This is a genomic window from Candidatus Moraniibacteriota bacterium (genome assembly GCA_016699875.1).
Lineage (GTDB): Bacteria > Patescibacteriota > Minisyncoccia > Moranbacterales > UBA1568.
In genome coordinates, this window is sequence record CP064989.1 from 470,644 (window position 1) to 490,201 (window position 19,558).

Consider the following 19,558-nt stretch of genomic DNA (forward strand, 5'->3'; position numbering starts at 1 on the left):
TTGTGTCAATGAGCATAAACAGATGTACTGAGGTCATCCTATTTCTCCCCATCGAGACGGCGAATCAAATCTCGCATCGTCCAAATACCAGCAAGGAGCAGTCCGGCAAAGATAACTTTGAATATTGCCGAAAGAATTGTAAAAAAAATCGTCTCCGAGAAAATCTTCCCGACGAATTCCGAGAGAAGCAAAAAAACAAGCGCTCCTACGAAGAACTTGTACGATACATCCAGTTCTTTCTCCACTCGCCAGACAATACCGACCGCAAACACGAGCGACACAAAAAGCAACAACATCACCATAACATCCAGAGCCACTATAACGAGAGGCATGTTCATGGTCGATCCACCCCCTTTCCTTTCCGAGCCGTTAAGAAGCGAAAGAACGATTCTTCGTTCACCTGTTTCGTCGCATGCGCATATCTCCAATACTCGCGAACAAAAAGCAAAAGCACCAGCAGAAGAGAAAGAACCGACCCAAGAGACGCCCAGCCAAGGAATCGCAAAGTGTCATCCCGGGTCACAACAATTCCGCCGCCAAAATCGAAGAGCGGAAGTTCGATAACTCGAAATGACATCTCCGCTTCAATATTCATATCATGGACATGAAGTCGTGCGACAACAGAATAATCGCCCGATGCCCACTCACGAGGAATCGGGATAGTCTCGCGATACTCTCCCCCACGACGCATCGCTATTGTACGCGTGGATTCAAAAACCTTCTCATGAGAAACGTCATACACCGTATATGAAATATCTCCGGACTGATTTTCGAGCGATCGATCCAATCGATTGATCGAAAGCAGCGTTTCGAGTGTGCGTGATTGGAAAACCCATCCGCCGGCATTTACCACACCGAGAGACATCGATAGCGGCGCACCCAGAATCGTCCCCGACAAACCCTCAGCAGGGATTGGCTGAAATATCGGCAGCGCCGGAGGAACACGATAGATCGGAGAGGCAACTGAAACAGCAGGGGTCTTTTTCTTCTTTTTCTTTCTATGCTCACCGTCGTCATCGTCCGATCCGGACGAAACAGAAACGGAGAGCATCAAAGAATCGCTTGCGGTTTGAAGCGAATACAAAGGATGCGTCACCGTCACCGTAAGCGTATAGTCACCGGAAGAAAGCGAGGTACTCGGCGTCCACTCCCAATAACCATTTGAGTTTGTCAGGAATGTCACATAGACCGATGTGGCACCGACAATCGACACCGAAACGCTCGCGTTCGGCATGTTACTCGTCCCAGTGAGCATCGGCGTCGCATCAGAAATGGAAACACTGGAGAGCGAAGAAACATTCGTACCCGCAACTGTCACAATGGTAAGTGTTGGGGAAAGCGAAGAAAGACAGTCGGACGGAGTTAGCACCGAAACCGGATCCGACGAAGCAACACCCGCACCCATCGGACCGTACGCAACTACCACGTAGGAATACTCCGTTCCCGGAGAAAGGTTCGTATCGATATACGATGAGCTCGTAAGTCCCGAAACAAGAAGCAAACTATCGCGGTAGATATCAAACGATGTCGAACCACTGTCATCCGCCCAATCAAGACTCACCGAAAGCACATCGGAAAGACATGCCGCATCGACAGTAACAACCGGCGAAACCGGCGGTTCCGGCACAACCGCCGACACTGTCACATCATCTGCAAATACACTCCATGTTTTTTGAAAATCAGCAAAAGAAAACCTCGGTCCCCAGAGAAACCCGAGAAACGCATAAAAAACCAGAATGCCCACAGTCACCCCTATGTGCATTCGAAGTGCCAGCCGTACTCGCCGAAACCGCGTCGCGCGCCGCTGAGAATATCCCATGAGCACAGTATACCATTTCACCCGCTACTTCCCGTCATACATTCCAAACCCGGGAAGTTTTTCATTCTCCCGTAAGACTCTTGAGCAGAGCGCTAAGTCGCATCGATGCGACGCCGACCACGCGATCAGCACCGCCATAATATATGAAGATTTTTCCGGCATGAAGCGTCGCACCGCAAGGAAAAACAACATTCGGAACAATGCCGACTTTCTCGTATTCCATTTCCGGCTCGAAAAGAGGCGAATCACTCCTTGCGAGCACGCGCTCCGGGTGATCGATATCGAGCAAGGCCGCGCCCAGCCGATACACCGACCCCTCGCTCGAAACACCGTGATACAAAAGAAGCCATCCGCGATCAGTCCGGATCGGAACCGTATTGAGTCCGATTTTTTGATCATCCCACATACCCTGCCTCGGCAGAATAAATGGGCTTTGCGATAACATCGATCCTCCGGAAAACTCCAGATCATCAAAGAAGTTAATGTCTATCGACGGTTGTATCCGATGAAGCACCACGTATTTCCCACGAATCTTCTCCGGGAAAACACAAGCGTCCTTGTCATCGATACCCGGTGGCGATATAAGCTTCGGCAATGTCCAACGATGCCACTGTTTCGCGAGAAATTCTTTTCGCCCAAGAGAAGTAATCGCCACACGGGGAGCATTCGCCCCATCCACTGCCGTGTAGAACATAAAAATCGTATCGTCGATGCGTGTGAGTCGCGGGTCCTCGCATCCGGAATAGCCTCCGCCAGCCCGCATCTCAAAAGGCTCCCGCGGCACATAGGCCGGCTCCGAGCTTCGCTCGTCAATGGTCAAACCGTCACGGCTCGACGCATATCCAAAGACCGATGTATCGCCATTCGAAAGCGCGCGATACATAATATGCGTTCTCCCGCCATCCCGGATAACCCCCGGATTGAATACTCCTTTCGCCTCCCAAGCATGCTCCGAAACAGGCGAGAGAACGGGATTCTTCGGAGCGCGCTCGAAGGAGAGTTTTCTGTTTGGATACGAAAGCGACCGAAGCAACTTCTTCGCGTCACACGTGGCAACACAGCAAGTCGAGTCGGCTGCACCGTAGTAAAGAAACAATTTTCCACGACGAAGAATAGCTCCTGACGGAAAAACAATATTCGGAACCTTTCCATACAATTCATACTCTTCTTCGGGCACAAGAAGCGGCGCATCGGTCCTCGCAAGTATTTTTCGCGGGTCACTTCGATCAAGGAGAACCGCCTCAATGCCGAATATCTTTCGCTCAGTAAAATAATTCCGTATATGCGAATAAATCAAAAGCCACCCGTCTTCCGTGAGGAGAGGTGAAGCACCGATCTCAACATGATCGGAATCGCCCCGTTGAAGTCGAATCTCATGCGCCGAAAGATTCGAATACCATGCATTCCAATATGCTTCGGACCATATATCTTCAATGCTATCAAACAAAGCAAGCCCGATGGTGGATGGCGGACGATCGGTATTTGCCGTCAATATCGCCGCAAATTTCCCATTCACCTTCTCCGGGAAAAGCGTCATGGCTTTCGCATTGAAAGGCGTTACCAAGTGCTTCTCATCCACTCTTCGGAGATCTTTTGAAAGCGCTACCGCCACTTTTATTCCTTCTGCTGAAAACGGGTATGTCGAAAGCGCCGTATAGAAAATATAATAGGTTCCATCTATCGCTGTGACACGGGGATCCTCGCATCCGAATCGTTCCCATGATTCTTCAGGAAGAATAAATTGGCGATGTTTCTCAAAATGAATCCCATCAGCACTCATGGCACATCCGATCGAAGACACTTCATACGTTTCTCCTTCGTGCAGTACTCGCGACGACTGCGCCCGATACACCAGATCAATCCACTTTCCCCTCTGCACCGGACAGCCGTTAAACGCTGCGGATCGCTCCCAAAAATTTCCACTCTCCCCAACCAGAACCGGATTCTCATTCGATCGTTCAACTCGAATCATATCGTTTCCATTTAGAAAAATCTTGAACGTCGAACACCTGCAACCTACTCGTCCCCCAATTTCACATACCGTGTCGGCACTACCTTATTCGAATGAAGCAGCGCATCAAGCAACCGAGCAATCGGCACAGTCGCCACACACGTCACCGTATCGGCACTTCCATAGTATACAAAAAGTGTTTCATCCTTCACAACCGCCCCACAACTATAGACAATGCGAGGCTTTGTCCCCTCGTTTTCATACCACACCTTCGGTTCAAGAATTGCCGCCTTTGATCGGGCAATCACTTTCGTCGGATCCTTCTTATCAAGAATCATCGCTCCGAGTTTGTATCCGCAGTCCCGAGTTGTCGCATGGTAGAGCACGAGCCACCCCTCTTTTGTTTTTATCGGCGACGGACCGACACCGCGCACAAGCAATTCCCATCGTCCCTTAAGTGGCGTCTTAACATGCTCGCTTTTGATAAAAGTCTCTCCGTCAAAATCGAGATTGTCGAGATAATCGATGCGCACTTCGGGGCTGATGCTATGAAGCACAGCAAACCTCCCGTGAATTTTCTCGGGGAATATGGTCCAGTTTTTGTGAATTTCCCCAGGCGGCGAAATCATCACCGGGCGCGACCAATTCCATTTTTTCGCCAAAAAGTCATCAACGGAAATCTTTGTAAGCGCCACTCGCGGAAAATTATACCCATCAAATGCAGTGTACGTCATATAGAGCGTATCCTCGATACAGGTCACTTTCGGATCCTCGCTTCCTCCCCATCCGCTACCGGAAGCATACGGCGTCGTACATGACTCTTGAATCCTCGTTACCTTCACATCATCGAGGGTTGGCGAAGAAACATAGATGGGCACATCAAGTCGCTCATGTATCGAGAAACCGTCACGACTATTGGCGTAGCCGACCGTCGACAAACCATTCTTTCCGATCGCACGGTAGAGAATATGCACCATGCCATCATCAGAAAGGAACGCTGCCGGATTAAAGACCTCGCCCGCCTCCCAATCATACTCCTTTCGAGAAGCAAGAATGGGATTTCCCGCATAACGTTCGAGCTTCATGCTATCGGGAACAACGGACACCGAAGCATTTCTGGAAACTTTCCAAAATTGAGCGATTTCTTCCACAAACAGCTTCCCATCAACACTCCAATACACGAGGACTTTCTTCGCCCGCAAGACAGACCCGATATACCGCACATCCTTCCCAATCCACGAATCGGGAGACTCCCACAGAGCTTCCTCCGACCGCCAGAGAATCGTTTTCGGATTCTCTTTCTCTGCCAAAGCAGAACCGAGAAGCCATCGCCCATCATGAGTTTCGGAAGCGTACAGAAGAATAATTCCATTCCCGGCAGGAATCGCCGCCACAAGACGTATCGGCCCCTCGTCGAAATATCCTTCGCGAGGTTTCAAAATTGCCGAGCGCTTTATATTCCAATGTTTCAAATCGGTCGATACTGCCAATTTCACAGTACGCTCGCCAAAGAAAAACCCATACTTTTCTCGCCCTGCTTGCAAAGAAACAACTCTTCCCGTCTCGCGCAAACCTTCTATGTCCGAGATATCGCTCCATTCAATGCCATCGGAAGAAAACCCTGATGCACTTCGAAAAGTACCATCACTTGTCTTTCTCTTACAAGAAAGAAAAAAAGAATCTTCCGCAGAAGAAATTTCCGAAATACAAAAAACATCCGAAATATCCGGACGCAGACGAAGACTCCCCAAAAGTCTCGTAAAAATAAACTCTTTCTGTATTGGCTCAAAGGAGATTCCGTCCAAACTACTCAGAACAGATATTGGCCGATTCGATTTCCCTTGGGAATCACGCACATAGAGATATACATTCTTCCCAACTGACGAAACTCCAAGAACCGAACGGTCCAGAGAACGCTCCATAGCGATGTGATAGGTGTGTTTCTTTTATTATATCACCGAATCAAAGTGACCTTTCTTCGCACTGTCAAGAGTCGCGTCTTCTATTCGTATCGAAGCGCTTCAATCGGATTCAGACTCGACGCACGACGCGCCGGATACCACCCAAAGAGCACACCGATAGCCGCAGAAACTCCGAAAGCTACTAGAACCGATGACAGAGATACTTGCGTTGTCATACTGCCGAACTTCGAAAAAAGAAAAGCAGCAAGCCACCCGAGCAACACACCAAGAACACCTCCACAGAATGTCAGTACGATTGATTCAACGAGAAATTGCCGACTGATATCTCGCCGCTTCGCACCGATCGCCTTGCGCAATCCGATCTCACGCGTCCGCTCTGTCACTGTCGTGAGCATCATATTCATAATGCCGATACCGCCGACCAAGAGCGATATGCCGGCAACGGCGCCGAGCAACAATGTGAACGTGCTCGTTACCGACGTTGCTGTTTGAACAATATCGGATTGGTTCATGACGCGAAAATCGGAAGCGTCATCCCCAGAGAGTCCGTGACGCTCTCGTAAGAGCGCCGTAATTTCTTCTGACGCCGCATCCATTTCCGACTCATGGGCAATAGTAATATTGATAAGTGACAACGCATCGCTCCCCGAGAGATACTGCATAGCCGTCGAGATCGGCACATAGATGACATCATCTTCACTACCAAACCCGCTTCCGCCCTTCGAAGCCGTCGTACCGATCACCGTGAAATCAATGCCGCCTATACGTATTTTCTTCCCGACAACATCGGCGGAATCAACTATGGAGGTATCAGTCGACGACCCATCTCCAAACAAGGAATCCACGACATCCGGACCAAGAACGGCAACTTTGGCAAGCCGAGTATTCTGTTCCGCGGTAAAAAATTGTCCCGCATCAATCCCGAGATTTCGAACAGAAACATAGTCCGGCGTCGTACCACTTATGGATGTCCGTGTATTTTGTCCGTTGGCTATAACTTGAGAGTTACTCGAAACCACCGGAGCAATCGCCTCAATAGAAGAAACGGCGTCTTTGATGGCATCGGAATCCTCCAGTGTCAGCGTTACTGCCGATCCCTGACCCTGACTCACTGGCTGTCCGGGACCGCGTTGCGACCCGGGACGCACCATGAGAAGATTCGATCCAATAGACTGAATACTCTCCTGAACAGACTGCTGCGCACCAGTCCCGATAGCCACCATTGCAATCACCGAGCCGATACCGATCACGATACCAAGCACCGTCAGCCCGGTTCGCACTTTGTTCGCAAGAAGCGCTGTTGTCGTCTCAAAGAAAATATCAGAGAAGAACATAGCATCTGTACAATTCAAAAGATAATCAGCGACGAGAAGACCGATATGAATTCGACACATCGCTCACCAGTTCACCGTCTCGAATAGAGATAATCCGATCGGTATGCGCTGCGACATCTGGTTCATGCGTGATCAGCACAATCGTATGCCCCTGCTCGGTATTCAATCTTCGGAATGCCTCGAGCACCAAAACACCCGTCTTGGTATCGAGATTCCCCGTCGGCTCATCGGCAAGAATAAGTGACGGGTGATTCACAAGCGCCCGAGCGATAGCAACGCGTTGCATCTGCCCGCCCGAAAGCTGATTCGAGAGATGGTTCCACCGATCTTCCGGAAAGCCCACCGCGCGAAGCGCTTCTTCTGCGCGAGACAATCGATCACTCCTTGGCACACCCTCATAAATGAGCGGCAACATCACATTCCGCAGCACAGTCGTCCGTGGCAAAAGGTTGAACGCCTGGAAAACGAAACCGATCTTCCGCACGCGAATATCGGCAAGCTCATCTTCGGAAAGCTTCGAGACATCTTTTCCATCAAGAAAATATTCGCCACTCGTCGGAGAGTCCAAGAGGCCAAGAATATGCATCAAGGTCGACTTTCCCGATCCAGATGGCCCCATAATGGAAACAAATTCCCCATCACGAATGGAAAGCGATGCCCCCTGAAGCGCAAGCGTTTCCGAATCGCCGTTCACATACGTTTTCTTCAGATTTGAACACTCGATCACACGCGTAAGACAAATAAATAAATCTGCTCGAGCCATTACAGGAGACGCCCTGGAATACAACCTTCCGAAAATCGCAAGAACAACACCGATCCATGACCTCCGCGAAATATCTAAGCTCACAATACAGAGATATTCGGAATCCCCAACACGAAACTATTTTTTTAGAAAGGAAACATGCCGCCACCCGTCCTTCGGGAGGAAGAAGAGGTTGTTGAATTGGAAGCTGAAGAAGATGACTTTGTGGTCATAATCACATCGCCCTCGCTCAAACCACTCCGCACCTCTGTTGAAACATCATCGGAATTCCCAAGAGTCACTGTAACTTTCCGAAACATGTCTTCGGTAAGAGAAGAATTTCCTTTATTTTTGGAAGCATCCAAGGCAAGTACATACTTCGCATTCCCATCCGAACGAAGCGCAGATGTGGGAATATACAAGACATTCTTTGCTTCGCTCAAAATAATCTCGACATCAGCGCTCATGCCCGGTTTCAAATTTTCCGGGACATCATCGAAACCAATCTCGGCATTATACGACACAACGCCGCTACTCACCGTCCCAATCGTATCGATTTTCGAGACAACCCCGGGAACATCTGAAGCCTCAACCGCGCTAAAAGAAATCTTGGTTTGCTGTCCGACGGAAACACTTGCCGCATCCACTTCATTGAGCAAAACCTTTGCATAGAGTTTTTTGGAGATAATCGTCGCCAAGATATCATCTCGCGAAACAGAGTCCCCCGCAGACACCGAAAGCCCGGTTACGACCCCGTCAAACGGCGCACGAATGAGATACTTCTGCAAATCTTCCTTCGCGTCCGAGAGACGATTCTCCGCATCTCGAACAACAACCTCTTGCAACTGGCGAGTCCGACGATCATCTTCGGTTTCATGCTTGTACAGCTTCTCTGTCTGCGCCATCTTAATCTCGGCACTCCGCAAAGAAAGTTCCGCATCGCGGACAGATTTCTGCGCATCTTCCATATCAAGTGTCGCGATAAGATCGCCCTTTTTCACTTCCTGGTCATTCTTCACCGAAACACTTACCACGTCGATAGCATCACCCGCAACTACCGATTTCAAATCGACCGAGGACTCGGCATACACCTGTCCGCTCCCCGTCACAGATGACACAAGATCGCCCCGCTTCACCGTCGTTGTTTTGATTGTCGACGCACTGCTCGTCGTATCAGTCGATCGAAACCAAAAGTAGTAAGCGCCACCCAATACTGCCAAGACAATGAGAGTCGGAATAACAAATCTCCGAAACTTCGCCAACCCTGTTCGCTCATTCATAAGAAGAATCTAAAAACAAGCCCAGCTCTCTCTTTCAGCAGGATATCAAAAACAAAGAAGCCTCACAATCAACATCACTATTCCGATATAACACCGTCACAATGTTTCTCCGCCTCAAAATTCAAACTTACTGAGAGGAAGAGCTACTCCGAGGCCCACTCCCCATTCCGGTTCCATTGCCATTCCCTCCCATCGGACGGTCCGGCATGCATGAGAGCGTATCGCTGTTTTTCATCTGCTTACATGACCCGGATACAGTCGAATTTCCATCTCGAGAAGGAAACTCGCAAGAATCACCCGCGGATTTCCCTGAACATGCGGCAACATTCTCTGCAGACGAAAACCCGCCATTTCCCAATCCCTGCGGAGCGCCCGAATCACTTCCGGAGAAGCTGCATCCCGAAAGCATCAAAACACCCGCCGAGAGACCTGCGAACGCAGCTCCGAAAATAGCTGCTTTTGTTGTATGTATCGACATAAATACAATGTGAGATCACCCGAGTTAAATACCAGCGCACAAAACTCTGCAATACCCCAGCATATCCTTAATACGCGCCCGCTCCTGAGAGTTTGCACATACATCAAAAGCGCGAAAACTCAAAAGCAAAAAGCCGGAACCTCCGGCACAGAAAACAAACTATTAGTTTCGTCATGCAATCGACTCTAAGTCAATCGCTTCATCGATGCGAATTTGCGCGACGAAATTGTAGTCGTGACTCACGAGAATCATCGTGCCCGCATACCGATCGAGCGCCTCAGCAATAATCGGCAAATGACGGAAGTTAATATGATTCGTCGGCTCGTCAAGAATGAGTAAATCCGGTTCTTCAAGGAAAAGCTTGGCAAACATAAGAAGTCCCTTTTGCCCCTCGGACAAACTCTCGATTTTATTTTGAATGAGCGACGCCGGCAAGAGAAACCGCGCCGCCGTTTTGTAGACATCTTCCATACCGCCGCCCTTCATCGAAGCACGGAGCGATTCCGCAACCGTTTCATTAAAGTCCAGCGTCGAAAAATCTTGCCGATAGTAGCCGACTTTCACGCCCTCAGAAATTTCCGCGACACGATTGTCTCCCGACGCAAGCGCTTCAAGAAACGTACTTTTCCCAATACCGTTGGGTCCCGAAATCAAGAGATGCGTCTTCCTCTTGAGCACAAGGTTGATCGGGCGGAGTGTGGCCTTGCCATCTCGAACTACTGACGCCGCGAGAATATTCACGATCGGACCCGTCATATCCGATGATGCCATGTCGAACGACGGCAGTGTTTTGTCTTCGCGACGAATATCCGCCTTATTCTCCTCCAAATCATCCGCGAGGGTCCGCATACGCTTTGCAACGCTGCGAAGCTTCCCGCCCTTGTGTGCGAACACATTCGCCTGCGCGCGCTTCTCTTTGATCGTATGCTCGCGACGCGCGTTCTCGCGCTCAGCCTTTTCGATGCGGCGCGCTATCTCTTCAACCACATCGTAGTAATCGCCCGCGTACTGTTCCACCTTCTGCGTAAAAATGTCCAGATAGAGAACACCCTGCGTAAACGCATTCAAAAAATCAGCATCGTGCGAAATCACCAAGCAAGTCTTTCTATAGTCGATGAGAAATTGCGTAAGATGCGCGATACCATCGGCATCCAGATTATTCGTCGGCTCATCAAGCAAGAGAATATCCGGATTCTGAATAAGTGCGGAAGCAAGCAAGAGTCGAGCCTGCTGCCCGCCGGAGAACGATCGAAGCTTCTTAGTTAAAGGCGGCACTGGCAAATGCACCACCTCAAGCACCTTTTGAATAAGCGCCGGGAGATTCCATTTCTTCTCGGAAAAACACTTCGCAAAAAACTCCTCCACCGTAAGATCAAGCTCGTCGCGCGATACCGTCTGCCGCGCAATTGCAACACTCGCCCCGGAGTCAATCGAGATCCGTCCCCCGGTCGGCACTAGCTCACCCATGATGAGCTTGAAGAGCGAGCTCTTCCCTGCGCCATTCTGCCCCATCAAGACCGCTTTGAACCCCGCCCGCACCGAAAAACTCACCTCGTCCAAAACGGGCTTCTTGTGACTATATTCAAATGACACGTTCTCAAACCGCAAAACAATATTGTCGGACATATGAAAACCCCCAAGAAAAATTCCAAGGTGTCTTTCAGAATGACAGAAAAAGAGAGAAAAAAGGCAAACAAAAAGAGCGCCGCACAAAGACCGACCATCGTTACATCCTCATTCTTTACGCTCCGTCGAAATGACACCCAAGAAAGAGTCCGCCACTATCCCCTATCAGCTGTTGCCCTCGATCCGTCACAAAGATCGCCTGTTCATCCGTTATAGCCGCAATCGGCTTCCCGATTTCCTTTTGCAGACGTTCTATTTTTCCTCCAAGTCGCTCAACAAAGTGAGGAGCCATACAAAACGGAACGAGATTGAACCCGCTCAAATCTTCAAGATGAATATCATTTTCATCTCCGGCCTCTCCGGAAACTCCGGCAGTCTGAATATTGGGGCCAACAACAATAGAGCCTGCGCTTACACCGATATAAAACTTTCCTTTTTCGATCTCTTCCACGAGCCTTTTGTTGAGATGCGTTTTTCTGAGTCGATCCAAGATATAAAAGGTGTTGCCGCCACAAATATAGTAGATATCGTACGCTGGCAGGCCAGAAAGATCTTTCTCTTCGGATATATTCACCGCATCATACGCGAGTCCGATATCCTTCAATTCTTCATCGTACAAATCAAGCCATTTCCAATCATCTTCCGTTCGAACCGTAAAAACCAAGCAGACTTTCTTATCTTCAAGCGTATCAAATTGAGACACAAAGAAATCCCGAACTTTTTTATGTGTCAGCCCCACAGAAGTAAGAAGAAGTTTCATAGAGAAGTGCCTTTTGCTTATTTGAAATACTTTCAGCTATTCACAAGCCGCGCACTAACCGCCCTGGAAAAATCGCTCCGACATTCTATTTCTCTCCCCCAACCCGAACCAATTCCGCAATAAGCTGACGTTCTTTCGCGGTATCATTTCGTTCGCGAGCAACACGCATAGCGCGTTCTATTGATTGCATGTCTTCCTTGCGAAGCGCGTCAACGAAGTGCTGCCACGTTGCATCGAAAAATGCGCGCGCCTTCCCAACATCAATATCTGACGTATCTCCAGAAATCCCCAAGAGCTTCTCTCCAACAAAAGAAAGTGCCGCCGCGTCATCTTTGAGTTCGCTCGGGATATTGGCAAAAGAGAAACTTTCCGGGGTTTCACCGGCAAGAAACGAGAGAATTGGCAGTGTTGCAACCGCCGAGAACACGCGCTCCGCCGCGCCCTCGAGCGAGAGTGGCAAGAGTGCCGGGCACGCAAGGAGTATCCCTGCCACATCGCGCCCGAGCTTTTCCGATTGCCGCTCAAAGGACATGGTCCCTGGAGAAAGACTCTGATTTGATTGATTGGCATACACCTCACGGGAAACATGCTGCGATACCGACAGAGACTGAAGTATTGTCACAACTGTTTGCTCGGGAACACCAATACGATCGGCAAGCACATGCGCCCAATGCATCTGCTCGATGCGCTGTGGGACAAGCGAAACAAGCCCCAAGAAATCATCAGCAATGCGCCGCTTCCCTTCCGCTGATTTTGCGTCATATGTCACAAGTGCCGCCTCGAGAAAGTATTCCGGTGCCGGCTTCGGATGAGAAACCGCCTCTCGCAAAGCATCGATATTTTCTTTCGCCATCTCCGCCGCATCCTTCCCCGAAGGAAGTGAAATGATCGACACTGAGAATCCGAGAGATATCGCCATCTCCGCGCTTTTTCTCGCCGCTTTCTGTCCAGCACTGTCCATGTCAAAGAAAAGTCGGAGCGTATCCGTATACCGTTTGATCAGACGAAGCTGTTCATCCGTGAGCGCCGTTCCCGACACAGCCATCGTATTTGAAAATCCTGCTTGGTGCATCGCGATCACATCCATATTCCCCTCGACCAGAAGTGCAAAGCCCTCTGATCGGAGCGCCTGCCGCGACGGAAATATTCCGTAGAGCGCCCGCGATTTGTGGTACACCGGCGTCTCCGGCGTATTGATGTATTTCGCCGATCCGCCAGCTGGCGGATCATCCGCCCCCGGCAATACGCGCGCCGAAAACCCCAGCACGCGCCCCGACGTATCGAGGATCGGAAACGTCACCCGATCCCGAAATCGGTCGTATCCGCTCATATCACTCCGTGAAGCGTTGCGAGCGAGGCCGCCCTGCAATACGACAGCATCTGAGTTTCCCGTTTGTTGTTTTCGAATCATCATTCCCGCTGTTTCTATTTCCAACAAAGAAAAACCCTTACCCGCCAGGAAATCCGAGAGCATCCGCCATCCGGGAAGCGCATAGCCAAGCCGGAACATGCGGATGCTCTCATCCGAAAGCCCGCGGCCTTGCAAATACGGAAGCGCTATTTTTTTCCCCGCACCATCCCACAATTGCTTCTCAAAAAACTTCGACGAGAGATCGAGTATCCTCAACATCCTCTCCTTGGCAACGCCCTCGCTGCCTTCAAAACTTCCAGACGCTGCTCCGCCATCGAAATCCGCGCTCGATCGCCTGGGATCAAATCGGCGCGTCCGACGCTCCAGCACAACCCCAGCCCGCTCCGCAAGAAGCGCAAGCGCCTCCGGAAACGAGAGTCCGTCCATCTCCATGACGAATGAGAAGATATCTCCGCCCTTGTTGCAACCGAAACAATGCCAACTTGCCCGCTCCTCATTCACGACGAACGACGGGCTCTTCTCATTATGAAACGGACAAAGCCCCTTCCAGCTCACACCCGCCTTCGTAAGCTGGACATATCCGCCAATCACATCTTTAACAGACAGTCGCGCTTTGATGTCTTCAACTTCAGTATTCATATATCCCTAGCCTATCGCCTTTTGCACAAAAAGATCAAGCGACAAAAAAAGAAGGGCGTAGCCCTTCCATGCTCCAGCTCGATTCAACAGTTCAATACGTCTCTTATCAATAAAATAAGCTCGCGTTCGTTTCCATCACTTCTCCCACGTGTATATAACATCACCGCCGACACCGCCCTTTGATTTTAGAGGCCCTTTCTTTTGCCCCTGAGTCAAGGTTCCTTGCAACTCGAGAGCGCCATTCTCTCCAACATCCTTTTTATAGAGAGGAATATCAACCGTATTGCCCACCGGTTCATCGATCACCCCTCCTGATGCCTCGAACGAACGGCGGGAAGATCCTCGCTTCTCCCCAAAGGTAATAGCAGCTTGAACAGCAGCGCCCTTCACAGCGTCAACAGCCAAATCAGCCATCGATCTCTGCTGATCCCGAAATCGTTCATCAACCGTAACCCCATAGAGCACTTCATCATGCTCTTCTTGCTGAGTCTTCTCTCTTTCCTTCGGGATTTTTGCACCAACGAACTCTACATCCGAAGAAGTATTGATCTTTCCATCATCCGCGTTTTCTTTGTCGACAATACCGCCAGGACTCGAAGATTCATCCCCGTTTTCCGTCAGTTGTTCTTCTAACGCTGCCGTTTCTTCTTTTAATCTCTTTGTCAATTGTTCTGCCGAACTTCCCGAAGCATCAGCAACCTGAAGTCCAATTCGATTCGCATCCTTCCTTATCCCAGGCGTCATCTTCCCTATTGCTTCCACCAAAACGGAATTGACAGGAACGCCTCCGGCAATCCTCTTCGTTGCTTTCTGTGCCACTCCTCCTGTATCCACCCCCATTTCAAGCGCCTTTACTGTCCCTGGCATTCCCACACCACCAGCAGCAAGAGCAACTCCCAAAATTTTCGCAACCATCTGCTTGTGATCCTCTTTAACACTGTCCATTGCCACAGAGATACCTCGGAGATTCCTCGATTCCCGCCTCAGCACTTCCTCTACAGCTTCGGGAGGGACGCCAATTCCTTGCGCTTTCTCCAAAAAATGAGATTCCAAACCATCCCCTTCTCCAGTAACCCGCGCAACATCCTCTTCAGATTCTTGCGCCGCACTACGAAGCTCCCGAATCCGCTCTGCCTCAGTTGACGCCCCTCCTTCAATTCCCTCCCTTTCAGTATCTTCAATGTGCCTCGACTCTACTTTTACTTCCCCCTCTTTTCCTCCAAGAAGACCTGCGCCGAAGGACTCTCGTTTACTCATAGCGTTTTCTTATTTTTCAGTCTTTCCTCCTGCGATTTTCCTCTCAAGATCCCGTATCTTCGCCACTTCAAGGTCATGAAAAAGACGGTCATAAACCACTCGTTTCTTTGCATTCAGCCGTTTAAGCTCTGCGATCGCGCATTCTGTAGCCTCCCGTATCGCATGTAACGCTTCATCATGAGTCATACGCGAGTAATATTCATCGCACATAGAATTTCCTCGCCGGAGTCTCCGAGGGGACTCTGACAGAGGAAAATGCTCGTCTCCAGTTCAGCAGAAACAACCGAAGGGTCGCGTTTTGCTTTTATTTTGTTTTTCAGCTTATTGAACAGGTGTTGGCTGAATTTCTTCAGCTGGCGTGTTATGAACGTATTTTTTGCTGAATAGGTAGAAAGCAATAACGATGCCAACAAATAGAATAAAATCTACAGCCATTTCCAATGAAATACCTTTATCCATTTTATTGATCCTGAAAAGCCCACCCAAAACAGCCGCGTAAATAGTGGCTAATTTTATAACCTTGTTACTGTCGTTTACAATGTAAGTTTTTGCAAGATATTTTGCAGAATATCTAACGCCGAGCCAGATACCAAGAAACCAGAGCGCAGAATTCGCGATAACTACCAATAGAGCATCGTCTTTTCCAATAAGCAAAAACGTTGGGATGCCGAGAACAAGTGCTACCAAGAATGGCATAGCTAAACCCGACGTCAAATAATGGGTTGCTGCAATGTTCCAATTTGCAGACTGCTTTTTCTCTTTCATTTGGTTTATGATTATTTATCCTAGATCACGCTGACTGATACTTTTTAGTCTTTTGCAATAGGAAATCTCTCAAAATTTCAGCATTTTCTTTTTTGAGCCCCGTAACTGTTATAGAGCCATCACCCGTACTCTCAGCGGCTGTTTCCATAGTAACCTCATAAAGCCCTAAAAATCTTTCCACTATTGATTGTGAGATGTCTATGTTTTGAACTCTATTAAAGTAAACGTGGGTAGTTCTGGCTGATAGAACTTTTTCTGTTATTATGCCTCCTTGGCTATCAAATTTGAAATAGTAGTTCTTATACCAAATCAATTCCATAACATAGCTAACAATAAGCGTTAGGATAGGAATTACAACAATTCCATATCCAAATACCGAAAGCGGAAGTTTGAGAGCATCACTCACAGCGTTTCCAATATAACCAAGTCCGATTATAAGAACTACTGAGTAAAAAATTGTTCTTACAACAACATCAGCAAAAATGATCTTCTTTTCAATTGGCATATTCTCTCGCGTGAGCACTCTTTGATCATTTTCATTTATCGTTGCACCTTCCACTTCTTTTTCTACTGCAATGCTTGTTGTTTGAGGATTTTGGTAGCCTTTGTTTTGAACTCTTTCATTCAAAAATTTCACCAATTTATCAGCATTTTCTTTTTCCAACCCATCCACGTGTGAATAAAAATCAGAGCTTTCACCAGCAGTTTCATAGTGCACATCGTAAAGACCGAAAACTCTATCAAGAAAATCTTGATCAACAAAGATATTTTGGATTTTACCATATCTTACATGTCCAGTAGCATTTGAAATAACACCTTTCTTGATCTCAGCCCCGTCCATTTCAAAATTGTAGTAGTAATACTTGTAGTATAAATACTGCCAACCGAGTGCAATGAGCAAGATAATAAGGGATGGAACAAAAAGAACCAAAAAAGCAATCAGAGCAGCTTTGTTTCCAATATGAAAATCTAAACTACTCCCCATAAAGGAAACTATCGGGAATAAAACCAAAAGCAAGATCATTGGCAATATTCCAACTGAATTTATTGTCTTTTTGATTATCTTCTTTTTGCTCAGGGGAAGATTTTGAGAGTTATACATATATGTATTATACCAACTGATTCCTTCGGAGAAGGAAAAATTATGGCAAAGAAAAGGAAGGGAAGGGAAGGGACCAGTTCCCAATAAAAATAGATAATTTTTTAAAATGCCTCTTCATAAGTCTCCTTAAGGGGTAAGTTACCCTCCCTCACCAGAGTCTCCGAAGAATTCACGATCCCAATATCACGACGATTGGCGCGCTTCCCGCGTCTTTGTTCTGCGCGTCTTTTGCCGGAGAAGCGGTGACACCTTTGTAGCTGTCGAGAAGCACGAGCTGAAGCGCCTTCGCTTCGTCTTCCATATCTTCCGAATAGTAGACGACAATGCCAACATTCGACCCATTCGTATTCCCCGCCTTTGCTTTTTTGTATCCTTTTGACTGGAGATAGGTCGTCACTTTCCCCGCGCTTCCGCCCGCCGCACCGCCATTCAGAACCGACACTGCAATTGTTTCCGGGTCATCCGGACGAGAAGGCGAGTCCTCCGATCCTGCCGCATCACCAGACACATCGGTTCCATCGCTCATCGAAGGATCCCCTGCCGAAGCACTGTCATCTTCTGGCAGATCCGCCGACGAAAACTCAGCAATAGACGGACGAACATCCGCTGCCTCTTTTACCTGCTCGCGATATCGAAGCCCGAGAACGATCCCGCCTCCGATAATTGCAAACACCAACAATGCCATGAAAACCTCCTTCATGTTTTCATTGTATCACAAACTTTTGAGCGAGTGACGGGAATCGGACCCGTGCCCCAACCTTGGGAAGGTTATGTACTGCCACTATACTACACTCGCATACAAACAAACCAAAATACTATCGTCGCCAATCTATCACAAACGCGATGATAAATCAAAAAGACGCACGGAAAAAATCGCTTTTGACTACGCATAACAAGAGGACGCTGAAACGATACGACAATGAAACAATGAAGCCACGCAACAATGGTAATCATGCAACCGTACAACAACTAGCACCTTCCACCTTCATCGTTCCCATGCTACTATTCCTCATGCCCTCGTCGGTTTTTTCTTTCGCAATACCATATGAATCTCCCTTCACTCACACCTCCCGCGTGGCTTACCAAAAAACGCATTCTTAGCGCACTCATTACAATCACACTCATCGGAGGGGGATTTTTTGTTTTCTCCTACAGCACATCGCACAAGACAGAGATAGCACTCCATACGCTCGACGTTTTTGAAAAAGTCTCCAAACTTCTTCCCCTCGAACCCGATACCAAGAAAGAAGTCTCCGTTGCCAATACACTCATCCAGACATTCACCGCACACGACGACAAGACATACACTTTCTTCATACTGCTCCAGAACAACTACGAGCTCCGCCCGGGCGGTGGCTTTTTGGGACAATACGCTATTGTCAAAATAAAAAACGGCGAGCTCGTTTCCACTTTTGTTGAAGATGCAAACCTCCTCGATCAGCGTATTAAAAATGCCGGGATTACCATCACTCCGCCCTGGCCACTCACTCGCTACATGCAAATTCGCAAGTGGATGCTCCGCGATTCGAATTTCTCTCCCGACTTCCCCACCAACGCACAAAAGGCGGAATATTTCTACCGCTTGGGCGGCGGCCGGGAGAAGTTCGACGCCGTCATCGCAGTCGACGCCGTCGTTTTCGATCATGTGCTCGAACTTACCGGACCTATCTCAATTCCCGGATACCCTGGAACATATTCATCGGACGGCGGCGCACTTCAACTCGAAGAAGCGGTTGAAAAAAACTATCTCGGCGACGACGTCTCGGCAACTGCCAAAGAAAACCGCAAAACTATCATGAAAAAGCTCGCCGCCGAAATCATGAGCCGCCTCGCGACGGTCAACAATATTCCAAAAATCGCCACTCTCATCCAAGAAGAACTTCGCAACAAAGACATCATGCTCTTCTTTCATGATGAAACCTTGCAATCGCTTATTGCAAGCGTCTACTGGGACGGATCGGTCACCAAAGACTGGGGCAGTGATTCGCTCATGGTCGTCGATGCCAACTTGGGCGCACTTAAAAGCGATGCTTACATAAAACGCTCTCTCGAATACACCGTCGACTTCACCTCGGGCGAACACCCCAAAGCGACACTCCTCTACACCTACGCGCACACAGCAACTCACGGCGACTGGCGCACGAGCGACTATCACACCTATACGCGCGTCTACGCGCCCCTTGGTTCTACCTATATCGAGAACAGCCGTGTCAAAACCGGCGGTGTCGGCACTCAAGATGATGCAGCCTTCAAGAAAACCGTTTTCGGCTACAAAGTAGACGCTCTCATCGGACAAACACTCCCCACCGGCATTTCCTATGAGTTGCCCGCAACGATCACCGAAGACAACTACCGACTTCTCATTCAAAAGCAATCCGGCATCGGCACCATTCCCGTCACAGTCAACCTGAAAACATCCAAAGGCGATTTTACCGCCCACTACGACCTCAAAAAAGACCTCATTCTTGAAATACAGGAGATCGAGGAGAAAAAACAATAGATCAAGCGGAC

Annotated in this window: 17 protein-coding genes and 1 tRNA gene; 1 reads left to right on the top strand and 17 read right to left on the bottom strand. The window is 48.8% G+C overall.

All coding sequences use genetic code 11. The features are described 5' to 3' along the window. Window positions 1-38: 38 nt before the first annotated feature. The 17 genes from IPK84_02345 to IPK84_02425 form a co-directional block, all read right to left on the bottom strand. Window positions 39-338: a hypothetical protein gene (locus IPK84_02345; protein ID QQS16170.1), complete on the bottom strand. Its 300-nt coding sequence runs from the start codon at window positions 336-338 to the stop codon at window positions 39-41. Next, complete coding sequence (locus tag IPK84_02350) at window positions 335-1,819, bottom strand: hypothetical protein (GenBank protein ID QQS16171.1); 1,485 nt, start codon at window positions 1,817-1,819, stop codon at window positions 335-337. The genes IPK84_02345 and IPK84_02350 overlap by 4 nt, the downstream gene beginning before the upstream one ends. A gap of 61 nt (window positions 1,820-1,880) precedes the next feature. Continuing rightward, the gene (locus tag IPK84_02355; protein QQS16172.1) at window positions 1,881-3,791 is read right to left on the bottom strand and encodes a hypothetical protein; all 1,911 of its coding nucleotides are present in this window, start codon (window positions 3,789-3,791) and stop codon (window positions 1,881-1,883) included. 44 nt (window positions 3,792-3,835) lie between these two features. Then, a complete protein-coding gene (locus tag IPK84_02360) occupies window positions 3,836-5,692 on the bottom strand; it encodes a hypothetical protein (GenBank protein ID QQS16173.1) in 1,857 nt (618 codons plus the stop codon). 80 nt (window positions 5,693-5,772) lie between these two features. Continuing rightward, window positions 5,773-7,026 (bottom strand): ABC transporter permease, encoded by a 1,254-nt coding sequence (locus IPK84_02365; protein ID QQS16252.1) that lies wholly within the window; start codon window positions 7,024-7,026, stop codon window positions 5,773-5,775. A 25-nt stretch (window positions 7,027-7,051) separates the two neighbouring features. Then, window positions 7,052-7,789, bottom strand: coding sequence for an ABC transporter ATP-binding protein (locus IPK84_02370; GenBank protein ID QQS16174.1), 738 nt, complete (start codon window positions 7,787-7,789; stop codon window positions 7,052-7,054). A gap of 125 nt (window positions 7,790-7,914) precedes the next feature. Beyond that, a complete protein-coding gene (locus IPK84_02375; GenBank protein QQS16175.1) occupies window positions 7,915-9,048 on the bottom strand; it encodes an efflux RND transporter periplasmic adaptor subunit in 1,134 nt (377 codons plus the stop codon). A gap of 127 nt (window positions 9,049-9,175) precedes the next feature. Next, complete coding sequence (locus IPK84_02380; protein QQS16176.1) at window positions 9,176-9,526, bottom strand: hypothetical protein; 351 nt, start codon at window positions 9,524-9,526, stop codon at window positions 9,176-9,178. 171 nt (window positions 9,527-9,697) lie between these two features. Further along, on the bottom strand, window positions 9,698-11,152 hold the full coding sequence (locus tag IPK84_02385; protein ID QQS16177.1) for an ABC-F family ATP-binding cassette domain-containing protein: 1,455 nt from the start codon (window positions 11,150-11,152) through the stop codon (window positions 9,698-9,700). Window positions 11,153-11,267: 115 nt separating this feature from the next. Continuing rightward, on the bottom strand, window positions 11,268-11,912 hold the full coding sequence (locus IPK84_02390; protein QQS16178.1) for a Type 1 glutamine amidotransferase-like domain-containing protein: 645 nt from the start codon (window positions 11,910-11,912) through the stop codon (window positions 11,268-11,270). Between the two features lie 85 nt (window positions 11,913-11,997). Then, the gene (gene dnaG / locus IPK84_02395) at window positions 11,998-13,923 is read right to left on the bottom strand and encodes a DNA primase (GenBank protein QQS16179.1); all 1,926 of its coding nucleotides are present in this window, start codon (window positions 13,921-13,923) and stop codon (window positions 11,998-12,000) included. A gap of 135 nt (window positions 13,924-14,058) precedes the next feature. Beyond that, on the bottom strand, window positions 14,059-15,180 hold the full coding sequence (locus IPK84_02400; protein QQS16180.1) for a hypothetical protein: 1,122 nt from the start codon (window positions 15,178-15,180) through the stop codon (window positions 14,059-14,061). 9 nt (window positions 15,181-15,189) lie between these two features. Continuing rightward, a complete protein-coding gene (locus IPK84_02405; protein QQS16181.1) occupies window positions 15,190-15,390 on the bottom strand; it encodes a hypothetical protein in 201 nt (66 codons plus the stop codon). A 111-nt stretch (window positions 15,391-15,501) separates the two neighbouring features. Further along, window positions 15,502-15,945: a hypothetical protein gene (locus IPK84_02410; protein QQS16182.1), complete on the bottom strand. Its 444-nt coding sequence runs from the start codon at window positions 15,943-15,945 to the stop codon at window positions 15,502-15,504. Between the two features lie 25 nt (window positions 15,946-15,970). Then, window positions 15,971-17,047, bottom strand: coding sequence for a PH domain-containing protein (locus IPK84_02415; protein ID QQS16183.1), 1,077 nt, complete (start codon window positions 17,045-17,047; stop codon window positions 15,971-15,973). Between the two features lie 169 nt (window positions 17,048-17,216). Continuing rightward, window positions 17,217-17,747, bottom strand: a complete 531-nt coding sequence (locus IPK84_02420; GenBank protein QQS16184.1) for a LytR C-terminal domain-containing protein — start codon at window positions 17,745-17,747, stop codon at window positions 17,217-17,219. Between the two features lie 25 nt (window positions 17,748-17,772). Further along, window positions 17,773-17,843 (bottom strand) — tRNA-Gly (locus IPK84_02425). A 249-nt stretch (window positions 17,844-18,092) separates the two neighbouring features. On the opposite strand from IPK84_02425, the gene IPK84_02430 reads away from it, so the two are divergent. Continuing rightward, on the top strand, window positions 18,093-19,547 hold the full coding sequence (locus tag IPK84_02430) for a DUF4012 domain-containing protein (GenBank protein QQS16185.1): 1,455 nt from the start codon (window positions 18,093-18,095) through the stop codon (window positions 19,545-19,547). Window positions 19,548-19,558 lie beyond the last annotated feature (11 nt).